At 64.9% G+C, this 17,708-nt stretch carries 18 protein-coding genes; 4 read left to right on the top strand and 14 right to left on the bottom strand.

Annotated elements, in window-relative coordinates; translation table 11 throughout:
- Positions 1–34: 34 nt before the first annotated feature.
- The 3 genes from I6F16_RS11795 to I6F16_RS11785 all read left to right on the top strand — a co-directional run bounded on the left by I6F16_RS11795 (position 35) and on the right by I6F16_RS11785 (position 3,253).
- Positions 35–1,258, top strand: coding sequence for a cytochrome P450 (locus tag I6F16_RS11795; protein ID WP_036025735.1), 1,224 nt, complete (start codon positions 35–37; stop codon positions 1,256–1,258).
- 86 nt (positions 1,259–1,344) lie between these two features.
- The gene (locus I6F16_RS11790) at positions 1,345–2,004 is read left to right on the top strand and encodes a sulfite oxidase-like oxidoreductase (protein ID WP_036004844.1); all 660 of its coding nucleotides are present in this window, start codon (positions 1,345–1,347) and stop codon (positions 2,002–2,004) included.
- Between the two features lie 25 nt (positions 2,005–2,029).
- Entirely contained in the window at positions 2,030–3,253 is a 1,224-nt protein-coding gene (locus I6F16_RS11785) for a bifunctional alpha/beta hydrolase/OsmC family protein (protein WP_225114445.1), read from the top strand.
- Positions 3,254–3,466: 213 nt separating this feature from the next.
- Here I6F16_RS11785 and I6F16_RS11780 read toward each other — a convergent pair whose 3' ends face one another.
- A complete protein-coding gene (locus I6F16_RS11780) occupies positions 3,467–4,912 on the bottom strand; it encodes a PLP-dependent aminotransferase family protein (protein ID WP_109145880.1) in 1,446 nt (481 codons plus the stop codon).
- 83 nt (positions 4,913–4,995) lie between these two features.
- Between I6F16_RS11780 and I6F16_RS11775 the strand changes: the two genes are divergently transcribed.
- A complete protein-coding gene (locus I6F16_RS11775) occupies positions 4,996–5,910 on the top strand; it encodes a DMT family transporter (protein WP_225114444.1) in 915 nt (304 codons plus the stop codon).
- Here I6F16_RS11775 and I6F16_RS11770 read toward each other — a convergent pair.
- From I6F16_RS11770 to I6F16_RS11710, 13 genes are all read right to left on the bottom strand, one after another.
- On the bottom strand, positions 5,889–6,944 hold the full coding sequence (locus I6F16_RS11770; protein WP_225114443.1) for a YeeE/YedE family protein: 1,056 nt from the start codon (positions 6,942–6,944) through the stop codon (positions 5,889–5,891). The genes I6F16_RS11775 and I6F16_RS11770 overlap by 22 nt on opposite strands.
- A gap of 2 nt (positions 6,945–6,946) precedes the next feature.
- The gene (locus tag I6F16_RS11765) at positions 6,947–7,948 is read right to left on the bottom strand and encodes a zinc-binding alcohol dehydrogenase family protein (protein ID WP_225114442.1); all 1,002 of its coding nucleotides are present in this window, start codon (positions 7,946–7,948) and stop codon (positions 6,947–6,949) included.
- Positions 7,949–8,012: 64 nt separating this feature from the next.
- Positions 8,013–9,344 carry a phenylacetate--CoA ligase PaaK gene (paaK, locus tag I6F16_RS11760; protein ID WP_225173711.1) on the bottom strand — a complete coding sequence of 444 codons (1,332 nt, stop codon included), beginning with the start codon at positions 9,342–9,344 and terminating at the stop codon, positions 8,013–8,015.
- 39 nt (positions 9,345–9,383) lie between these two features.
- Positions 9,384–9,833 (bottom strand): hydroxyphenylacetyl-CoA thioesterase PaaI, encoded by a 450-nt coding sequence (gene paaI, locus I6F16_RS11755; RefSeq protein ID WP_225127359.1) that lies wholly within the window; start codon positions 9,831–9,833, stop codon positions 9,384–9,386.
- Positions 9,834–9,934: 101 nt separating this feature from the next.
- Positions 9,935–11,017: a 1,2-phenylacetyl-CoA epoxidase subunit PaaE gene (gene paaE, locus I6F16_RS11750; RefSeq protein WP_225173710.1), complete on the bottom strand. Its 1,083-nt coding sequence runs from the start codon at positions 11,015–11,017 to the stop codon at positions 9,935–9,937.
- Positions 11,018–11,019: 2 nt separating this feature from the next.
- Positions 11,020–11,520 (bottom strand): 1,2-phenylacetyl-CoA epoxidase subunit PaaD, encoded by a 501-nt coding sequence (gene paaD / locus I6F16_RS11745; protein WP_225173709.1) that lies wholly within the window; start codon positions 11,518–11,520, stop codon positions 11,020–11,022.
- Positions 11,514–12,290 (bottom strand): 1,2-phenylacetyl-CoA epoxidase subunit PaaC, encoded by a 777-nt coding sequence (gene paaC / locus I6F16_RS11740; RefSeq protein WP_225173708.1) that lies wholly within the window; start codon positions 12,288–12,290, stop codon positions 11,514–11,516. Before paaC ends, paaD begins: the two co-directional genes overlap by 7 nt.
- Positions 12,290–12,577: a 1,2-phenylacetyl-CoA epoxidase subunit PaaB gene (paaB, locus tag I6F16_RS11735; RefSeq protein ID WP_109144501.1), complete on the bottom strand. Its 288-nt coding sequence runs from the start codon at positions 12,575–12,577 to the stop codon at positions 12,290–12,292. Before paaB ends, paaC begins: the two co-directional genes overlap by 1 nt.
- Positions 12,578–12,586: 9 nt before the next feature.
- A complete protein-coding gene (gene paaA, locus I6F16_RS11730; protein WP_225171745.1) occupies positions 12,587–13,579 on the bottom strand; it encodes a 1,2-phenylacetyl-CoA epoxidase subunit PaaA in 993 nt (330 codons plus the stop codon).
- A gap of 75 nt (positions 13,580–13,654) precedes the next feature.
- On the bottom strand, positions 13,655–14,521 hold the full coding sequence (paaX, locus tag I6F16_RS11725) for a phenylacetic acid degradation operon negative regulatory protein PaaX (RefSeq protein WP_225173707.1): 867 nt from the start codon (positions 14,519–14,521) through the stop codon (positions 13,655–13,657).
- Between the two features lie 131 nt (positions 14,522–14,652).
- A complete protein-coding gene (locus tag I6F16_RS11720; RefSeq protein WP_225173706.1) occupies positions 14,653–15,423 on the bottom strand; it encodes an alpha/beta hydrolase in 771 nt (256 codons plus the stop codon).
- Positions 15,424–15,623: 200 nt separating this feature from the next.
- Positions 15,624–16,910: a DUF445 domain-containing protein gene (locus I6F16_RS11715; RefSeq protein WP_225173705.1), complete on the bottom strand. Its 1,287-nt coding sequence runs from the start codon at positions 16,908–16,910 to the stop codon at positions 15,624–15,626.
- Positions 16,911–17,096: 186 nt separating this feature from the next.
- A complete protein-coding gene (locus I6F16_RS11710) occupies positions 17,097–17,552 on the bottom strand; it encodes a phasin (RefSeq protein WP_036004804.1) in 456 nt (151 codons plus the stop codon).
- Between the last annotated feature and the right edge of the window lie 156 nt (positions 17,553–17,708).

Raw genomic sequence — 17,708 nt, 5'->3', positions numbered from 1 at the left:
CGTTCAGCGAATACGAGCCAAGGGATTCCCTGCCATGTCCGACGTCGACCAGCCTGTCGCCCATCCGCCCGTCACCGACTGGGTTCATGATTTCGACCACACCGATCCGCAATGGACCGAGGACCCGTTCCCGATCTGGGACGAGCTGCGAGCCGTAAGCCCCGTGGTGCACACGAAACGCTTCCTCGGCTGCTATTTGCCGACGACCTATGAGGCCGTGCGCGAGATCGCCAACGACACCGAGCACTTCTCCTCCCGCCGCATCATCGTCCGCGACGTACGGCCGGAAATCACCAGCAGGAACGCAGCCCCGCCGATCACCTCCGATCCGCCCGAGCACAAGCCGGCCAAGCAATTGCTGCTGCCGCCGTTCACCCCGGACGCTATGAAGAAGCTCGAGCCGCGCGTCCGCGCCATCTGCAACGAGCTGATCGACGACTTCATCGCCGAGCAGAGGGTGGACGCTGCGGCGCGCTACACCAAGCACATCCCGGTTCGGGCGATCGCGCACATGCTCGGTATTCCCGAGAGCGACAGCGACCTTTTCATCAATTGGATCCACATGATCCTCGAGCTCGGCATCAAGGACGAGAGCAAGCTGCTCCAGGCCGTGCAGGAGATGACGGCCTATTTCGGCGGCCACATCGAAGCGCGCAAGAGCAAGCCCACCGACGACCTGATCTCCTACCTGATGAACGCCAGGGACAAGAACGGCAATCCGCTCGAGGACACCCATGTGATGGGCTCGCTGCGCCTGCTGCTGATCGCCGGCATCGACACCACCTGGAGCGCGATCGGCTCCTCGCTCTGGCATCTTGCGAAGACGCCGGCCGACCGCGAGCGGCTGATCGCCGAGCCCGGACTGATCCCGACAGCCGTGGAGGAGCTGCTGCGCGCCTATTCGCCGGTGACGATGGCGCGTGAAGTGGTCAAGGAGACTACGGTGTCCGGCTGTCCGGTCAAGCCGGGCAACATGGTGCTGCTGTCGTTCCCGGCAGCCAACCGCGACCCCACGATGTTTCCGGACGCTGACAAAGTCGTGATCGACCGGCGCGAGAATCGTCACGCGGCCTTCGGCCTCGGCATCCACCGCTGCGTCGGTTCCAACCTCGCGCGCATGGAAATGCAGGTGGCGCTGGAGGAATGGCTGAAGCGGATTCCCGACTTCCGGCTCGATCCGGCAGGCACTGTGACTTGGTCGCAAGGAACGGTGCGCGGCCCCCGCCAGTTGCCATTTTTGCTCGGAAAGGCGATGTAAGGCCTTCCCAAAGGAAGCGGACAGGCCTTTGATGGCGGGCGCGACACCAAGCACGCCTCCGCCATGCATCGCCACGAGCACAGGCCATGACCGACGAGACGCCATCCGACAGCAAGCTGACGCGCACCAAGGAGAAGTGGGCGCGCGAGGGCCGCTTTCTCACCGGCAAGATGACACGCCCGGAGGATCAAAGGCTTCCGCCCGGGCAGCACCTCACCAAGGACTGGCCAGTACTCGATCTCGGGGTCACGCCGCCGGTCTCGCGCGAGCGCTGGCGGCTCGACGTCTATGGCGCGGTCGAGACCCCCGTTTTCTGGACCTTTGCCGAATTCGCCGCGCAGAAGCAGTCCCGGTTCACCTCGGACATCCATTGCGTCACGACCTGGTCGCGCTATGACAACGAATGGGAAGGGCTCGCCACGCGTGAGCTGCTGGTGGCCTGCCAGCCGCGCGAGGATGCTCGCTTCGTCGTGCTGCATTCCTATGACGGTTACACCACCAATCTCGCGCTGGAGGATTTTGCCGCCGAGGACGCGCTGCTCGCCCACAGCTGGTCCGGCCAGCCGCTGACGGAGGAGCATGGCGGCCCGGTGCGGCTGGTCGTGCCGCACCTCTATTTCTGGAAGAGCACGAAATGGCTCCAGGCCATCGAATTCCTGACCGAGGACGCGCCGGGCTTCTGGGAAGTCCGCGGCTATCATAACCGCGGTGATCCCTGGGCCGAGCAGCGCTATTCGGGCGATTAGGTTCGAGCAAGACGGGGGGAAGCCCATGCCGACGGAACGCTTTCAATTCACCGGCGAAGGCGGCCATCAGCTCGCGGCCGCGCTGGAGCTGCCTGACGGCGAGCCCGCGGCTTTCGCGCTGTTCGCGCATTGCTTCACCTGCGGCAAGGACACGCTGGCGGCCAAGCGCATCTCGGTCGCGCTCGCCGCCAAGGCCATCGCGGTGCTGCGCTTCGACTTCACCGGGCTCGGCTCCAGCGGCGGTGATTTCGCCAACTCGACGTTCTCCTCCAACGTTGCCGATCTCGTGCGCGCGGCCGATCATCTGCGCGAGACCCGCAAGGCGCCCTCGATCCTGATCGGCCATAGCCTCGGTGGCGCCGCGATCCTCGCCGCTGCCGGACAAATTCCCGAGGCGAGAGCGGTGGCCACCATCGCGGCGCCCTCGGATCCCGCCCACGTCACCGGCCTGTTCAGGGAGCATCTCGACAACATCCGCGCGCAAGGCGAGGTCGAAGTCTCGCTTGCGGGACGCCCGTTCCGGATCAAGCGCGAATTCCTCGACGATATCGCCGAGCACGAGCTGATGAAGGACGTCACCGGCCTGCACAAGGCGCTGCTGGTGATGCATTCGCCCCTCGACGACACCGTCGGCATCGACAACGCAACGAAGCTCTTCGTCGCGGCAAGACACCCCAAGAGCTTCGTCTCGCTCGACCATGCCGATCATCTTCTGACCAAGCCTGCTGACGCGCTCTACGCCGCCGACGTGATCGTGGCCTGGGCCAGCCGTTACGTCGATGCAGCGACGCCCGCGAAGGCGATGGATCTGCTGGAGGAGCCGCGCAAGGTCGTGGTGCAGGAGACCCGCAAGAGCAAGTTCAACCAGACCATCACCGTCGGCCCGCATCATCTGGTGGCGGACGAGCCGCTCGCGGCTGGCGGCGCGGATGCCGGACCCGGCCCGTACGATTTCCTGCTCGCCGGCTTAGGTGCCTGCACCTCAATGACCATGCGTCTCTATGCCGACCGCAAGTCGCTGCCGCTCGACCGCGTCACGGTGACGCTGAAGCATTCCAAGATCTACGCTAAGGATTGTGCGGAGTGCGAGACCCGCGAGGGCATGCTCGACCAGATCGAGCGCGACATCGCGATCGACGGCGCGCTCGATGCCGAGCAGCGCAAGAAGCTGATGGAGATCGCCGACAAGTGCCCGGTGCACCGGACGCTGACGTCGGAGATCCGGATCGTGACGAAGGCCGTCGAGTAGCGCCTAAGCGGATTGGCTTTAAGTTGAATAGACCGCCCGCGGGCTCGTTCGAACCTCTCCCGCTTGCGGGAGAGGTCGGCGCGAAGCGCCGGGTGAGGGTTCTCTCCACATGGGGGTTCTCGCTTGCGGAGACACCCTCTCCCCACCCCTCTCCCGCAAGCGGGAGAGGGAGCGCACCTCCTTCGTTGCCGCATCGAGCCTTATCTCCATGCTCTAAAAGCACGACGCCATCGTGCGCACGGCCGCGCTGATCTCGTTTTCGCGCCACGCCGCAAAGCCGAGCAGCAGGCCGTGATCGCGCGGCTTGCCGAGCGCTAGGCTGGACAAGGCGCGCGTTTCGACGCCCGCCTCGACCAGCCGCTTCACCGCCGCCCGATCAGTGCGGCCGCGCTCGAGACGGGCGACGAGCTGGATACCGCCGGGGGGCACTTCGACCAAGAGCATGCCACCGAGATGCCGCTGCAGCTCCTCGACAAGATGATCGCGGCGCGCGTGATAGAGCCGGCGCATGCGGCGCAGATGTGCGAGGAAGTGCCCATCGGCGATGAATTCGGCCAGCGCCTCCTGGATGTGGCTGGCGGCGATCAGTCCCATGTGCTGCTGCGCGATCTCCAAGGTGCTGACCAGCGCCGCCGGCGCGACCAGATAGCCGAGCCGGATGTCCGACCTCATCGCCTTCGAGAATGTGCCGACATAGAACACACGGCCATGGGCATCTAACCCCTGCAAGGCCGGCACCGGCCGGCTGTCGTAGTGGAATTCGCCGTCGTAATCGTCCTCGACGATCCAGGTCCTGCCGGGCCGGCTTGCCGCGAGAAACTCGGTTCGACGGGCTAGCGACATCAACCGGCCGGTTGGGTGCTGATGCGACGGCGTCATGAAGATCAGCCTGGGAGCTCCAAGGCCTGGCATTCGCTGCATGCCCTGTTCATCCAGCCTGATGCCGGTCAGGCGCGCGCCGGATGCGTGAAAGGCAGCCGCCGCGCCGGGATAGCCGGGGTCTTCAACCCATACATGATCGCCCGGTGAAATGAGTGTGGCAGCAATCAAGGTCAGCGCGGCCTGCGCGCTCGGCAGGATCATGATCTGCTCCGCCGTGGCGCGGACGTCCCGGTTCGTCGCCAGATAATGCGTCAGCGCCTCCCGCAGGCGCAGCCGGTTGACCGGTCCCAGCTCGCGCCTGCCTGCATGCACGGCGCTGCGGCGCAGGCACCGTGCCCAGACCTCGTTCGGAAACTCCCTGAAATCGCCCAGCCCCGGGCGCAGCGGTTTGAGCTCCCCTCGGTAAGACATCGGCCAGTCGGCCTGCTGGAGCTTCGTAGCCCAAGGCGAGAGCCGCAGTTTGCCGACGCATTCGCCCGCTGCGACGGCGCCCCGTTCGATGCGTTCGTGGCCGTCGATCATGACCACGGGACGGCGGCCATGAGACGCTGCGACATATCCCTCGGCCGCGAGCTGCTCGAACGCGTATGTGACGGTGTTGCGCGAGACGCCGAGATCGCTCGCAAGCCGTCGGCTCGACGGCAGCACGCGGCCTTTGCCGAGGCGGCCGGTCGCGATCAGGCCTCGCAGCTGGCTCGTCAGTTGCGCCACCAGCCCCTCGCCATCGGTCCGCTTCAGCTCGATCAACGCGGAGATCGTCGTGTCGGATACTGGCACTCTCTTCTTCTCCAATCTGGCACTTTTTCAAATGCCAGTCGGGATGCTATCCGGCGGCTCGGACTGCTTCAAGGACCTGCGACATGAACACCCTGTCACCCCGTGCGGCCATCGGCCTGTTCCTCATCGTGGTGCTGGCCTGGGGCGTGAATTGGTCGGTGACCAAGCAGCTCGTGCAGTTCGTCCCGCCGTTGTGGAGCGCGGCAATCCGGAGTTGGATCGCGCTGGCTGGATTGTTCGTGCTGCTCGGACTGAGCAACAATCTCGTGATCCCGGAGCGACGCGACTTTCCCGTGATCCTGAGCGTGGCGCTGTTGCATATGACGCTGTTCTCGATCCTGGTTGCCAGCGGCCTTCGCTTCCTGCCCGCAAGCAAGGGCATCGTGCTCGGCTACACCACGCCGCTCTGGGTCGCACTCGCCGCGCCCCTTTTCGGCAAGGACACGCTGACGGCGCCGAAGCTCGCCGGCGCTCTGCTCGGGCTGATCGGCCTTGCCGTCATCCTGAATCCATCCTCGATCGACTGGACCAACCCAAACGTGCTGCTCGGCGCCGGCATGGTCATCCTGGCCGCGATCTCTTGGGCTGCGAACATCATCTATATCCGCGCGCATCGCTGGATCGGATCTCCGCTTCAGCTTTTGCTTTGGCAGGTGCTCGTGGCAACGATCGTGCTGTCGGTCGGCGCGACAGCTGTGGATGGCCTCCCGCATGTGGAGTGGTCGTGGAGGCGCGTATTGTTGTTTCTCTATTCGGGCCTGGTCGGAACGGTCCTGGCTTATTGGGCGATGTCGATGGTCAACAAGAGCATCTCAGCCCTGACGACGTCGCTCGGCACCACCGGGACACCGCTGGTCGGCATCGCCAGCGCTGCGATCCTTCTGGGTGAACCCATCGACGCGAGCCTTGCCGTCGCGGCCGCGCTGATCGTCTCCGGCATCGGCCTTGCGACGCTGGGCGATCGGTTGTTGCGCAGTCAGGCCACCGCGAGAGGCTGAACCTGCAGAACCCCGCGCAGGCCCGCCGCGGTGCCGAGCAGGATGCCGGCAGCCGCGACGAACGATCCCAGCGCGAGCGTAGACACGCCGGTGAGCCCCTGCCCGATCGAGCAGCCGAACGCCATCACGCCGCCGATCCCCATCAGCGCGGCACCGGTCCCTGAGCGGAGCATGTGGCGCGGCGAGGAATAGCCTTCGAGCTTGAAGCGGCCAGTTGCGAGTGCCGTCACCAGACTGCCGGCGAAGACGCCGGCCACCGTCGCGATGCCGAAGTTGAGCGTCAGTCCAGTCGAGAGCATGGCATATTGCAGGCTATCGGCGATCGGCGCGACGAACGTAAGGGAGGTCACGGGGACCGGATTGAAGTCGTCGGCACCGAGATAGCCGGTGGCCAGCCAGCCGCCGGCGACGAGGAGGCCCACAATGATGCCCGCTACGACCTGACCGGCCGAGCGACGGAACGCAGGATGCGCGAAAGCGAACAGGCTCAGCGCGACGGTTGTCGCGGCCGCGGCGAGCGCGCGTGAAAGCGATTCCGTGAAGCCGAGCGTCGCCAGCAACGACGGCAGCGAATTGGCAGGAGCCGTGGCTTGCGTTGCCTGGACCAGCGCAATGCGCGCCGGTGCGATGAGGCCCTTCAGCGTCATCTGCGCGGCAATCGCGAGCACGATCACGACCACGAAGGAGCGGAGATTGCCGCGGCCGAGCAGCACCAGCGCCCGCGAGCCGCAGCCGTTCGAAAGCACCATGCCGTAGCCGAACAGCAGGCCGCCGAGGAACAGCACCGCCGGCGAAAACGATTGCTGCAGATAGATCGACTTGCCGAGATCGACCGTGCCGCTGCCGGCGAGGAACTGGCTCGCGGCGATCGCAACAGCGATTGCGAGCGCGTAGGTCCGCACCAGCCGCCCGTCGCCCTCAGCCAGTAACCCGCGCATGCTGCTCATCAGGCAGAAACCGCTGAGCAGGCCAACGGCACCGTAGACGAGACCGATGGCCAGGCCGGCGAGGATAACGAGTTGCGTGGATTCCATGGTTACGGCTTCAGGATCACCCGGTCACGCGAGGAGCCGGCGACCGCAACATACGCTTCCTTCGCGCGCTCCAGCGGATAGATCGCATTCGCCCTGATCGGAAACGGCTTCAGATGGCCGCTCGCAAAACCCGGCCCGATGTCGCGCAGCACCGCACCCGTCGCGGCCGAGGATAGACCCAGCGTGTCGATGCCGACATAAGTGTGCTGGCCCCGATAGAATTCGAGGATGTTGAACTGCACGATGCGGTCGATCGCGGCGATCAGGATTTGGCGGCCGCGAAGCGCGAGCGATTTGTGCGCGGCCTGGAAATAGGGATCGCCGACCGTGTTGAAGACGACGTCGGCGCCCTTGCCGCCGGTCAATTCGCGCACGCGCGCGGCGATTTCGGTCGCGGAGGCGTCGATCACCTCGATGGGCGCGTTGGTGTGGCCTTCATAGGCTTCCGCCCTGCGCACCACACCGATCACGCGCGCGCCCTGCCAGGTCGCGATCTGCACCGCGGCCTGACCGACCTTGCCATTCACCCCGAAAACCAGAACGGTCTCGCCGCACTTCGGCGCGCCCGCCCTGCGAAAGCCTTCCATCGCGGTCACGAAGGGCACGCCGATGCCGGCGGCCTCCTCCCAGGACACAGTCTTCGGCTTCTCCACGACCGCATCGGCTTCGACCACGAGATGGCTCGCATGAGTGCCGTCACGACGAATGCCGAGGTCCCCGGACGAGCCGAACACTTCGTTCCCAATGGTGGCGGCGGGCCCGTCAATCACCACGCCGGCATAGTCGCGGCCGGGGGTCCGGGGGAACACGGCATAGGGCATCAGCCCGGTCGCAGCCTTGACGTCGGAGGGATTGACCGCGGCAGCCTTCACCTCGATCAGAAGATCGTTCGGCCCGCGCGCAAGCATCTGCCGCTCAATTGTCGGCGCAAGCGCAGCGGCATTTTCAGCTTTGGCGTCGAGGCGCACACAGCGCGCTTCGACGGTTTTGGCATCGGCTGACATGAAAAGACCCGCGATTTCTCGCGGGCCTTGTCGCCTCTGGCGCCGGTCGAGTCAATCCGTCCGGTCAGTCCTTTGGCCGCTTGTCGAAGAGCCGCTTGGCCTTGCCGAGCGAGCGCTCCAGCGTGGCCGGCGCAACTACCTGCACCCTGGAGCTGACGCCGATCGTATTCTTGATGTGGGTCGAAATTCGATCCGCATGGTCGACGAGGCCGCGGCCGTCCCAGCTCTCGGGCCGCGCCTCGGCGATGATGGTGAGCTCGTCCATGCGGCCTTCCCGGGTGAGCTCGAGGATGAAATGGCCGCCGCACCAGTCGGTCGCGAGCAGCACCTCCTCGATCTGGGTCGGGAACAGATTGACGCCGCGCAGGATGATCATGTCGTCCGAGCGCCCGGTCACCTTCTCCATCCGCCGCATGCCCGGCCGTGCCGTTCCCGGCAGCAGCCGCGTCAGGTCGCGGGTTCGATAGCGGATCACCGGAAAGGCTTCCTTGGTGAGCGAGGTGAAGACCAGCTCGCCCTTCTCGCCGTCGGGCAGCACCGCGCCGGTCTCGGGGTCGATCACTTCCGGGTAGAAATGATCCTCCCAGATGTGCAGGCCGTCCTTGGTCTCGATGCATTCCTGAGCGACGCCCGGGCCGATCACCTCGGACAGGCCATAGATGTCGGTCGCGTCCATGTCGAAGGCGTCCTCGATCTCGGCGCGCATCGCGTTGGTCCAGGGTTCCGCGCCGAAGATGCCGATCTTGAGCGAACACTGGCGCGGATCAAGCTTCTGGCGCTTGAACTCGTCGAGGATCGCCAGCATGTAGCTCGGCGTCACCGTGATGATGTCGGGCCGGAAATCATTGATGAGCTGCACCTGCCGCTCGGTCATGCCCCCGGAAATGGGGACAACCGTGCAGCCAAGCTTCTCGGCGCCGTAGTGCACGCCGAGACCGCCGGTGAAGAGTCCATAGCCATACGCATTGTGGATGATCATGCCGGTGCGCCCGCCGGCGGCGCGGATCGAGCGCGCCATCACCTCGGACCAGGTGTCGATGTCGCGCTGCGTATAGCCGACCACGATCGGCTTTCCGGTCGTGCCGGATGAGGCATGCACCCGCACCAGCTTTTCGCGCGGCACGGCGAACATGTCGAAGGGATAATTGTCGCGCAGGTCCGTCTTGACCGTGAACGGGAATTTGGCGAGATCAGAGAGCTCGCGAAAGTCGGACGGATGCACGCCCGCTTTGTCGAACGCCTTGCGGTAATGCGCGACGTTGTCGTAGGCGTGCTTCAGCGACCACGCCAACCGCTGCTTCTGCAGCGCCATGATCCCGCCGCGCGAGGCGCGCTCATGCGCATCCATCTCGGCGCTATAGGCGTTGCCACCTTCCTTGAGCCTCGTCAGAGCCATCCTCGTTTCCCCACATTGCCTGTTCTTTTTTGTTTGGTTTTATTGATCTTGCGCCGGCAGCCATTTGCCGGGAATGACGCGGGAATGTCCGCGGAATTCCGCGATGACGACCTCGCCCGCCGTGACACGCACGTCGTAGATGCCGGAGCGGCCGCCGCGGGTGATCTCCCGCGCTCTTGCGATGAGACGATCGCCAAGCTTGCCCGGCTTGATGAACGTGATCTGGCCCTGTGCCGCCACGACGCGCTCATTGTGCGAGTTGCAGGCGAACGCGAAGGCGGAATCGGCGAGCGTGAAGATGAAGCCGCCATGGGCAATACGCTGGCCGTTGACCATATCAGGCCGCACCGTCATGGCGAGCGTCGCAAAGCCCGGGCCGATCTCGACGATCTCCATGCCGAGACCTTTGGAGGCATCGTCCTCGGCCCACATCGCATCGGCGCAGGCGCGGGCGATATCCTCAGACGACAGGGCGGCTTTCACGTTCACGCGCTTCTCCCGGCCAGACGTTTGCTCATGATGTTGTTCTGGTTGGCTCACGCTGTCAAATCATGCGACGCATTTGCATTGCGGAGCCGCAGAACGCCCGATCAGACATGATCATAGTCGACTACGACCCGCTCCGTGGACGGCTTGGCCTGGCAGGTGAGAACAAAACCGGCCTCGAGCTCCCACGGTTCCAGCGAATAGTTGATGTCCATCGGCGCCTCGCCCTCGACCAGTTTTGCGCGGCAGGTCGAGCACATGCCGCCCTTGCAGGCAAAGGGCAGATCGACACCGGCGCGCAGGGCGGCATCGAGGATCGCCTCGTCCTCGGCGACCGGCACGTCGCGGCGCTTGCCGTCGATGATCAGCGAGGCGATCGCCTTCGGTGGCGCGTCGGGCGCAACCGCCTTTTTTGGCCGCGGCTTGCCGCCGAACTCGGAGACGAAGCGCTCGACATGGATGCGCTCGTCCGCGATGCCGAGATCGCGGCAGGTCGCCTCGATCTCCTCGCTCATGCCAAGAGGACCGCAGATGAAGACGTGATCGACGCTGGCCGCCGGCACCAATGCGCGGAGCAGCACCCTCACCTTGTCGCCGTCGAGTCGGCCATGCTGCATCGGGATGTCCTGCTCCTCGCCGGAGAGCACGTAGAAGATCGAGAGACGATCGATGAAGCGGTCCTTGAGCTCCTCGAGCGCTTCGAGGAACATGATGTTGTCGGTGGTGCGGTTGCCGTAGAACAAAAAGAAGCGGCTGCCCGGCTCGCGCGCGAGCACGCCCTTCACGATCGACAGGATCGGCGTGATGCCGGAGCCGGCGGCGAAGCCGACATGAACGCGCGCACGATCTGTCGGCGGGACCAGACCGAAGCGGCCGGTCGGCGTCATCACGTCGAGCTCGTCGCCGCATTTGAGATCTTCGGCGGCCCAGCTCGAAAATGCGCCGCCATCGACCTTCTTGACGGCGATACGGATCTCGCCGTCGTCAGGGCCGGAGCAGATCGAATAGGAGCGGCGCACCTCTTCGCCGTCGAGCGTGGCGCGCAGCGTCAGATACTGGCCGGGCGTGAAGGCGTAATCGCCGGCGAGTTCGTTGGGGATGGCAAAGGTCATCGAGACGGCGTCCGTGGCCTCGCGGCGGAGGTCCCTGACGGCGAGGCGATGGAAGCGCGGTGCGGCTGCGGACATGGTCAATGGCACTTGAAATAGTCGAAGGGTTCGCGGCAGGCCTTGCAGCGCCAGAGCGCCTTGCAGGAGGTCGAGCCGAATTCGGACAGCAGCTCTGTCTTGTCCGAGCCGCATTGCGGGCACGCCACCGTCTGATCGCCGAACAGCGCACGGCGCGAGTTCGAGGCTTGCGGCGGCGCGATGCCGTAGGCGCGCAGCTTCTTGCGTCCGTCCTCGGTCAACCAGTCCGTGGTCCAGGCCGGCGACAGCACGGTTCGTACCTTCGGATGATGGAAACCGGCGCGCTCCAGCGCGATCTCGATTTCGAGCGCGATCATGTTCATCGCCGGACAGCCCGAATAGGTCGGCGTGATCGCAACCTCGACATGATCGCTGTCGAGAACGACGTCGCGGAGCACGCCGAGATCGCCGATGGTCAGCACCGGGATTTCCGGATCGACCACGCTGGCGGCGGCGTCCCAGGCGCGCTGGCGCAGCGCGGCGTCATCGGTCACCGTCACCATATCAGCCCCGGGAAAGTTCGCTGCATCGATTGCAGCTCCGACAGGAGGTGGCCGAGATGCTCGCTGTGACGACCGGAGCGACCGCCCTGCTGCATCCAGTCGTTCTGCGGCAGCGCGAGCGTTGCTTCACGCGTGACCTCCGAGAGCGTCGCCAGCCAGCGCCCGCGCAAGCTTGCGGGATCGACGGCAATGCCACCATGGATCAGCGCGCGTTCGCCGTCGTCGACGGCAAACATCTCGCCGGTAAAGGCCCAGAGATTGTCGATCGCAGCCTGCGCCCGGCGATGACTCTCCTCTGTGCCGTCGCCGAGCCGGATGATCCATTCCGAGGCATGGCGCAGATGGTAGGCACTCTCCTTCTCCGATTTCGCAGCAATCGCCGCCAGCGTCGCATCGCGCGAATTCATCATCGCGCGCCAGTAGAGATCGGCGAAGGCGGAATAGAAGAATTGCCGCACCAAGGTCTGGGCAAAATCGCCGTTGGGCTGCTCGACTAGGAGAAGATTGCGGTACTGCCGCACGTCACGCAAGTAAGCGAGCTTGTCCTCGTCGTTGTCCCTGCCTTCGACCTTGGCGGCAAAGGTGTAGAGCTCCCGCGCCTGGCCGATCAGGTCGAGCGCGATGTTGGAGAGCGCCATGTCCTCTTCCAGCATCGGCGCGTGCCCGCACCATTCCGACAGCCTATGACCGAGGATCAGCGCATCGTCGGCGCGGCGCAGCGCGTAGATCACCAGCGGGGTTTCGGAGACCTGGATGTTGGCGACCACCATCACATGTGCCCCACTTCATCCGGCACCTCGTAGAACGTCGGGTGCCGGTAGATCTTGGATTCCGCCGGCTCGAACATCATGCCCTTCTCGGCGGGATCGCTCGCGGTGATCGCGCTCGAGGGCACGACCCAGATCGACAGGCCCTCGCCGCGCCGGGTGTAGATGTCGCGGGCGGCCTGCAGCGCCATGGTCGCATCGCTCGCATGCAGCGAGCCGACATGCTTGTGTGCGAGCCCGTTGCGGCTGCGAATGAAGACTTCCCACAGCGGCGTGTTCGGCGTGGCCATATCGGTCTCCTATTCGGCAGCCTGGGCGGTCTGACGCTGGGCGCGCTTGGCGGCATAGCTAGCTGCCGCCTCGCGCACCCAGGCGCCCTCCTCGTGCGCCTTGCGGCGCGCGGCGATGCGGTCGCGATTGCAGGGGCCGTTGCCGGCCAGCACCTGCTTGAATTCGGTCCAGTCGATCTCGCTGTAGCGCCAGTGGCCGTCAGCGTCCTGAATCATGCCGGGATCGGGAATGGTGAGGCCGAGATATTGCGCCTGCGGCACGGTGGCATCGACGAACTTCTGGCGCAGCTCGTCATTGGAGAAGCGCTTGATCTTCCACTTCGTCGAGGTGTCGCTGTGCTGGCTCGTCGCGTCGGGCGGACCGAACATCATCAGCACCGGCCACCACCAGCGGTTCAGCGCGTCCTGCGCCATCGCCTTCTGCTCCTCCGAGCCGCGGCACAGCGTCACCATGATCTCGTAACCCTGGCGCTGGTGGAAGGACTCCTCCTTGCAGACGCGGATCATCGCGCGCGCATAAGGCCCGTAGGAGCAGCGGCACAGCGGGATCTGGTTCATGATCGCAGCGCCGTCGACCAGCCAGCCGATCGTGCCGATGTCGGCCCAGGTCAGCGTCGGATAGTTGAAGATCGAGGAATATTTGGCCTTGCCGGCGAGCATGGCGTCGACCAGCTCCTCGCGCGAGGACCCGAGCGTCTCGGCGGCGGCGTAGAGATAGAGGCCGTGGCCGCATTCATCCTGCACCTTGGCGAGCAGCGCGGCCTTGCGGCGCAAGGTCGGCGCGCGCGTGATCCAGTTGCCTTCGGGCAGCATGCCGACGATTTCCGAATGGGCGTGCTGGGAGATCTGGCGGGTCAGCGTCTTGCGATAGGCCGCCGGCATCCAGTCGTTCGGCTCGATGCGCTCCTCGGCATCGATGCGGGCCTGGAATTGCGCAGCTTTGCCTGCGTCCTCGAGATCGCGATCAGCGGTCTCGGCCGTGTTCAGCGCCTGGGTGTACATGCGCATCCTCCCGTTTATTGGGAGAGAATATATAACAAGATTCACATCATGCAAGATATTTCTGTAACATAATGATCAGGCGCCGAACCTTCGTTCCAGCAGCTTTCGCGCGGCCGGCAACGGCCCTTTTTCATTGGTTCCATGGCTGTCGAGCCATTGTTCGGACGGAGCAAGCAGCGCGCGGTAGATCGCGCCGCAGAGTTCGCGGGCGGCCCTGCCCGGCCAATCCGGCGGCAGCAGGCTCTCGGGCAGCAATGGATCGCGCAGCACGACGCGGCGGTAATGGTGGATCAAGAGGATCCGCGCGGTGAAGGCGTCGGCCTCGGACAGATCCGTGCCGCGCGCGATCGCGGCGCGCAGCGGCTCGAACGTCTTCATGAATTTCAGATAGGCATCGGCGGTCCGATCGAGCGGCCAGCTCGCGCTGAGCAGACGGCGGCCGCTGTCGTCTTCCGCCGAGACTTCGAGGCGGATCGCGCCCGCGGCCTCATCCGGCACCGGAACGCCCGATGGCGCGACCCATACGCCCGGCAGCGGGCTGCCGAAGCCGGCATTGCGCAGCGCTTCGCGCGATGCGTCGCGATCCTCGCCATTGCCGATCAGCAGCAGCTCGAAACGTCCGGTCCAGTCGGACGGCGGCGGATCGTAGATGTGGCGCGTCGCGGCCTCGAAGGTCTGGCGGCCCTTGTCGGCCAGGCGATAGAAACTGTTGCGACCGACCTTCTCGCGCGTCAGCCAGCCATCGGCGGCAAGCCGCGACATCGCGGTGCGCACCACGCCGCTGTCGATGTCGAGGCTTTCGAAGAATTCCAGAAGCGTGCCGAGCCACACCGAGCCGCCGCGCGGCACGATGGCATCACCAAACACTGTGATGACGATGGAGCCGGTGCGCGAGGGCTCGCGCTTGAGCTGGTCGATGATACGAGAGAGCGGATGCGCCATGCGGCAGCCTTAGCGCGTTTGGTGCAGGCGCGACAGTGGAGCGGGACGACGGCTCTTCTCCTTCTCCCCGCTATCGCATCTCCGATGCAATCCGACCTCGCCCAGCTTGCAGGGAGAGGTGAAGAGGAGCGCTACCGATGCGGATCGGGATACACCACGCTGCGCCAGCCGCTGCGATCGAACGGGCGCCACTGGCCTTCCTTCTGCGCGAGGCGATCGGCTACGGCATAGACGGCGGCCGGATGATGGCCCATGCCGCAATGGCTGCTCTCGACCTCGATGCTCTCGGTCTGTGCGCCCGTCTTCTCCATGCAGCCTTGCCAGGCGCAGACGCCGTCGGTACGGCTGAAGATGGCGGTGGTCGGCACCGGCGGCGGAGCGGCAAGCTCGCCGCCGAAACGCGGATCAACCTCGTCGGCCTTGCGGCCGCTCGCCCATTCATAGACGCGCCAGGCGTTGGTCGAGCGTGGATCGCCGGCAAAGGGGCTGCCGAGCGTGATCACCTGGCGCACGCGCTCCGGCATCATCTTGGCGAGCTGCCGCGCATAGATGCCACCGAGGCTCCAACCGACCAAGCTGATCTTGCGGCCGTGGGTGTCGTTGAGCTCTCGGATCTGACCGAGCATCGCATCCTGCACGCCGGGCCGCAGGCCGTAGTTGCGGCCTTGGCGCCAACCAGCCACTGCATAGCCCTTGCTGCTCAGAAACGTGCGCAGCGCGCCAGTGGAGGTGTCGGAGGCCACGAGGCCCGGCAGCACCAGCACCGGATGCCCATCGCCGCGCGGCGCAAGGCTCAGCAGCGGCAGCGCGCCGAGGAATGCGCCGAACTCGTGGATCGCGCGTCCTTCCAGAAACATCAAGGTACGGGACGGCGGACGCAGCGTTTGGGCAGTAGCGGTCATCAATGGTCCCCTGGGAAGAATCGCTGAAAAGGAGGCCGGCGAGGCCGGCAAATGCGTAGACAGATTCCAACTCGCCGGCTTCTGGATCGTTCCGCAGCGCAACATGAATCAGCTAGGCGGCCGGTTCCTGGTATTCAAGCGGGAGAGACGCGGGGCGACAATAGGTCCGCGCGTTAATGCTAACGGCCGTGACGCAAAAGTCACAACAATCGGAGCAGGAATTCTACGGTGTAGAGCGCGAGCCCGGCGAGCCCGCCGATCAACGAGCCGTTGAAGCGGATGTATTGCAGGTCGCGGCCGATGTTGATCTCGATCAGCGAAATCAGCTGGGTCATATTCCACGCCTTGACCTGATCGGAGATGAAGGTCGAGACGCCGCTCTTCTGGTCCGCGACGAAGCTACGCAGCACGGTGACGAGACCCTTGTTGATCTCGCCGCGCAACTCGGCATCGCTGGCGAGCGCCTCGCCGGCTGAGACGAACATCCCGGCGAGATGATGTTGCAACACCTGCGTCTCGCCGCTCGCGCTGCGCTCGATAAAGGAGCGCGTGTTGGCCCAGACGGTGCGGGCGAGATCGGCAAGCTCCGGCCGCGCCAGGAGATCGCGTTTCAGGCCGTCGATGCGGTCGATATAGGCCTGATCGGTGCCGAGCCTGTCGACGAAGTTCAGCACCATGCGGTCGAACTCGTCGCGGAACGGATGCTTGGGGTCGCTGCGCACTTCGTTGAAGAAGGCGGTGGCGGAGGCCACGATCTTGTTCACCAGAAACTTGTCGGCGCGATAGAGCTTGAGCAGGGTCGGCAATTCCGCGCGCACCTTCTCGCGGATCATCGCCATCGTCTCCGTCTGGTTCAAGGTCTCGTGCATCACGCGCAGGAGATCGTCGAACAGGATCTGGTGCCGTCCCTCCGCGACGAAGCCGCGCAGCGTGCCGGCCGCGAGCGGCGCGAGGTCGATCGCCTGGAGCTGCGAGGACATGCGGCGGATGATGAAGGTCATCAGGCCGGAGCTTTCGGTTGCGGATACGGCCTCCGGCAACAGCCGCAGCGCAAAGCGCGCAAGGTCGTCGCTGCGCTTGCGGTCGCGCAACCAGTCGGCGACGAAGGAGCCGAAGTCGATCTCCTTCAGCTTGGCTTCGACTGGACCCGCCTCGAGGAAATGCACCTGGATGAATTCGCCGAGCTTGTCGGCGATGCGGGCCTGGTTGCTCTGGATGATCGCGGTGTGCGGGATCGGCAGGCCGAGCGGCCGCTTGAACAGCGCCACCACGGCATACCAGTCGGCGAGCCCGCCGATGGTCGCGGCCTCGGCGAAGGCGGCAATGAAGCCGAACACGAGATGCACGGGCAGAAGCCATTTCGCGACGACGAACAGTGCCAGCGTCGCGGCCAGCACCAAAGTCGCCAGCGCCTTGACGCGGCGCAGCTCGGCCGCTCGTTCGGCATCGCCGGGGGCGTCGAAGGAAAAGGTGACAGATGAGTCCATGACTGCATCACAGTACTCGTCATTGCGAGCGAAGCGATCCAGAATCGTTCAGAGACTTTGGATTGTTCGTCGCATCAGCGCAAAATTGCTACGCAATTTTGTCGCGAGCTCCTCGCAATGACGGCGGCGCAAAAACAAAGGCCCGCCGAAGCGGGCCTTAAATTCAGTTTGTGCTCAGGTGCCAGATCAGGCGGTCTTGCTGTAGACCTTGGCGAAATTGTCCTGAGCGGACTTCGCACCGTTGGCGGCGAGCTTGCCGAGATAGTCGGCGGTCGCCTTGGCGCGCGAGACGAACACTTCGCCGCGGGAGCGGAGCAGGCTCGACTGGATCTCGACGGCTTCGCTGACCGACTTGGCGGACGCGAGCTTGTCGATGCCCGAGAAGAACGCCTCGGCGTCCTCGTAGATCGCCTGCTGGATGTTGCGGCTGATCTTGCCGGCCTCGGTGATGGACTCGGTCACCGCGTTCTCGACGGCGGCGGTCACGCGCTCGGAGCCAGCGAACACCTCGGCAGCACGGTCCTTGGCAGTGTTGGCAGTCTTCTTGACGAATTCGCGGGCGGCCTCGGGAACTTCCAGGTTCTGGATGTTCTTGAAAGCGTCCTTGAAGCCCTCGAAAGCGGTGTTGGTTTCAGTGGTCATGGGGTTCTCTCCATCCTCAATGGTTTGAGCTATGGGCTCACCCCGTCCGCGTTGGCCCGGGGCACGACCTATATGGCACGGTTAATTGTGCATCGCAATATTGATATTGCAGTGCGATATCACGAAATAGTGAACAGCCCTCGCGAGAGGCATCCT

The sequence above is a fragment of the Bradyrhizobium sp. IC4060 genome (assembly GCF_020193715.1).
In the GTDB taxonomy this organism is placed as follows: domain Bacteria; phylum Pseudomonadota; class Alphaproteobacteria; order Rhizobiales; family Xanthobacteraceae; genus Bradyrhizobium; species Bradyrhizobium yuanmingense.
The sequence above is the reverse complement of the archived record's forward strand: the minus strand, read 5'-3'. Positions and strand labels throughout refer to the sequence as shown.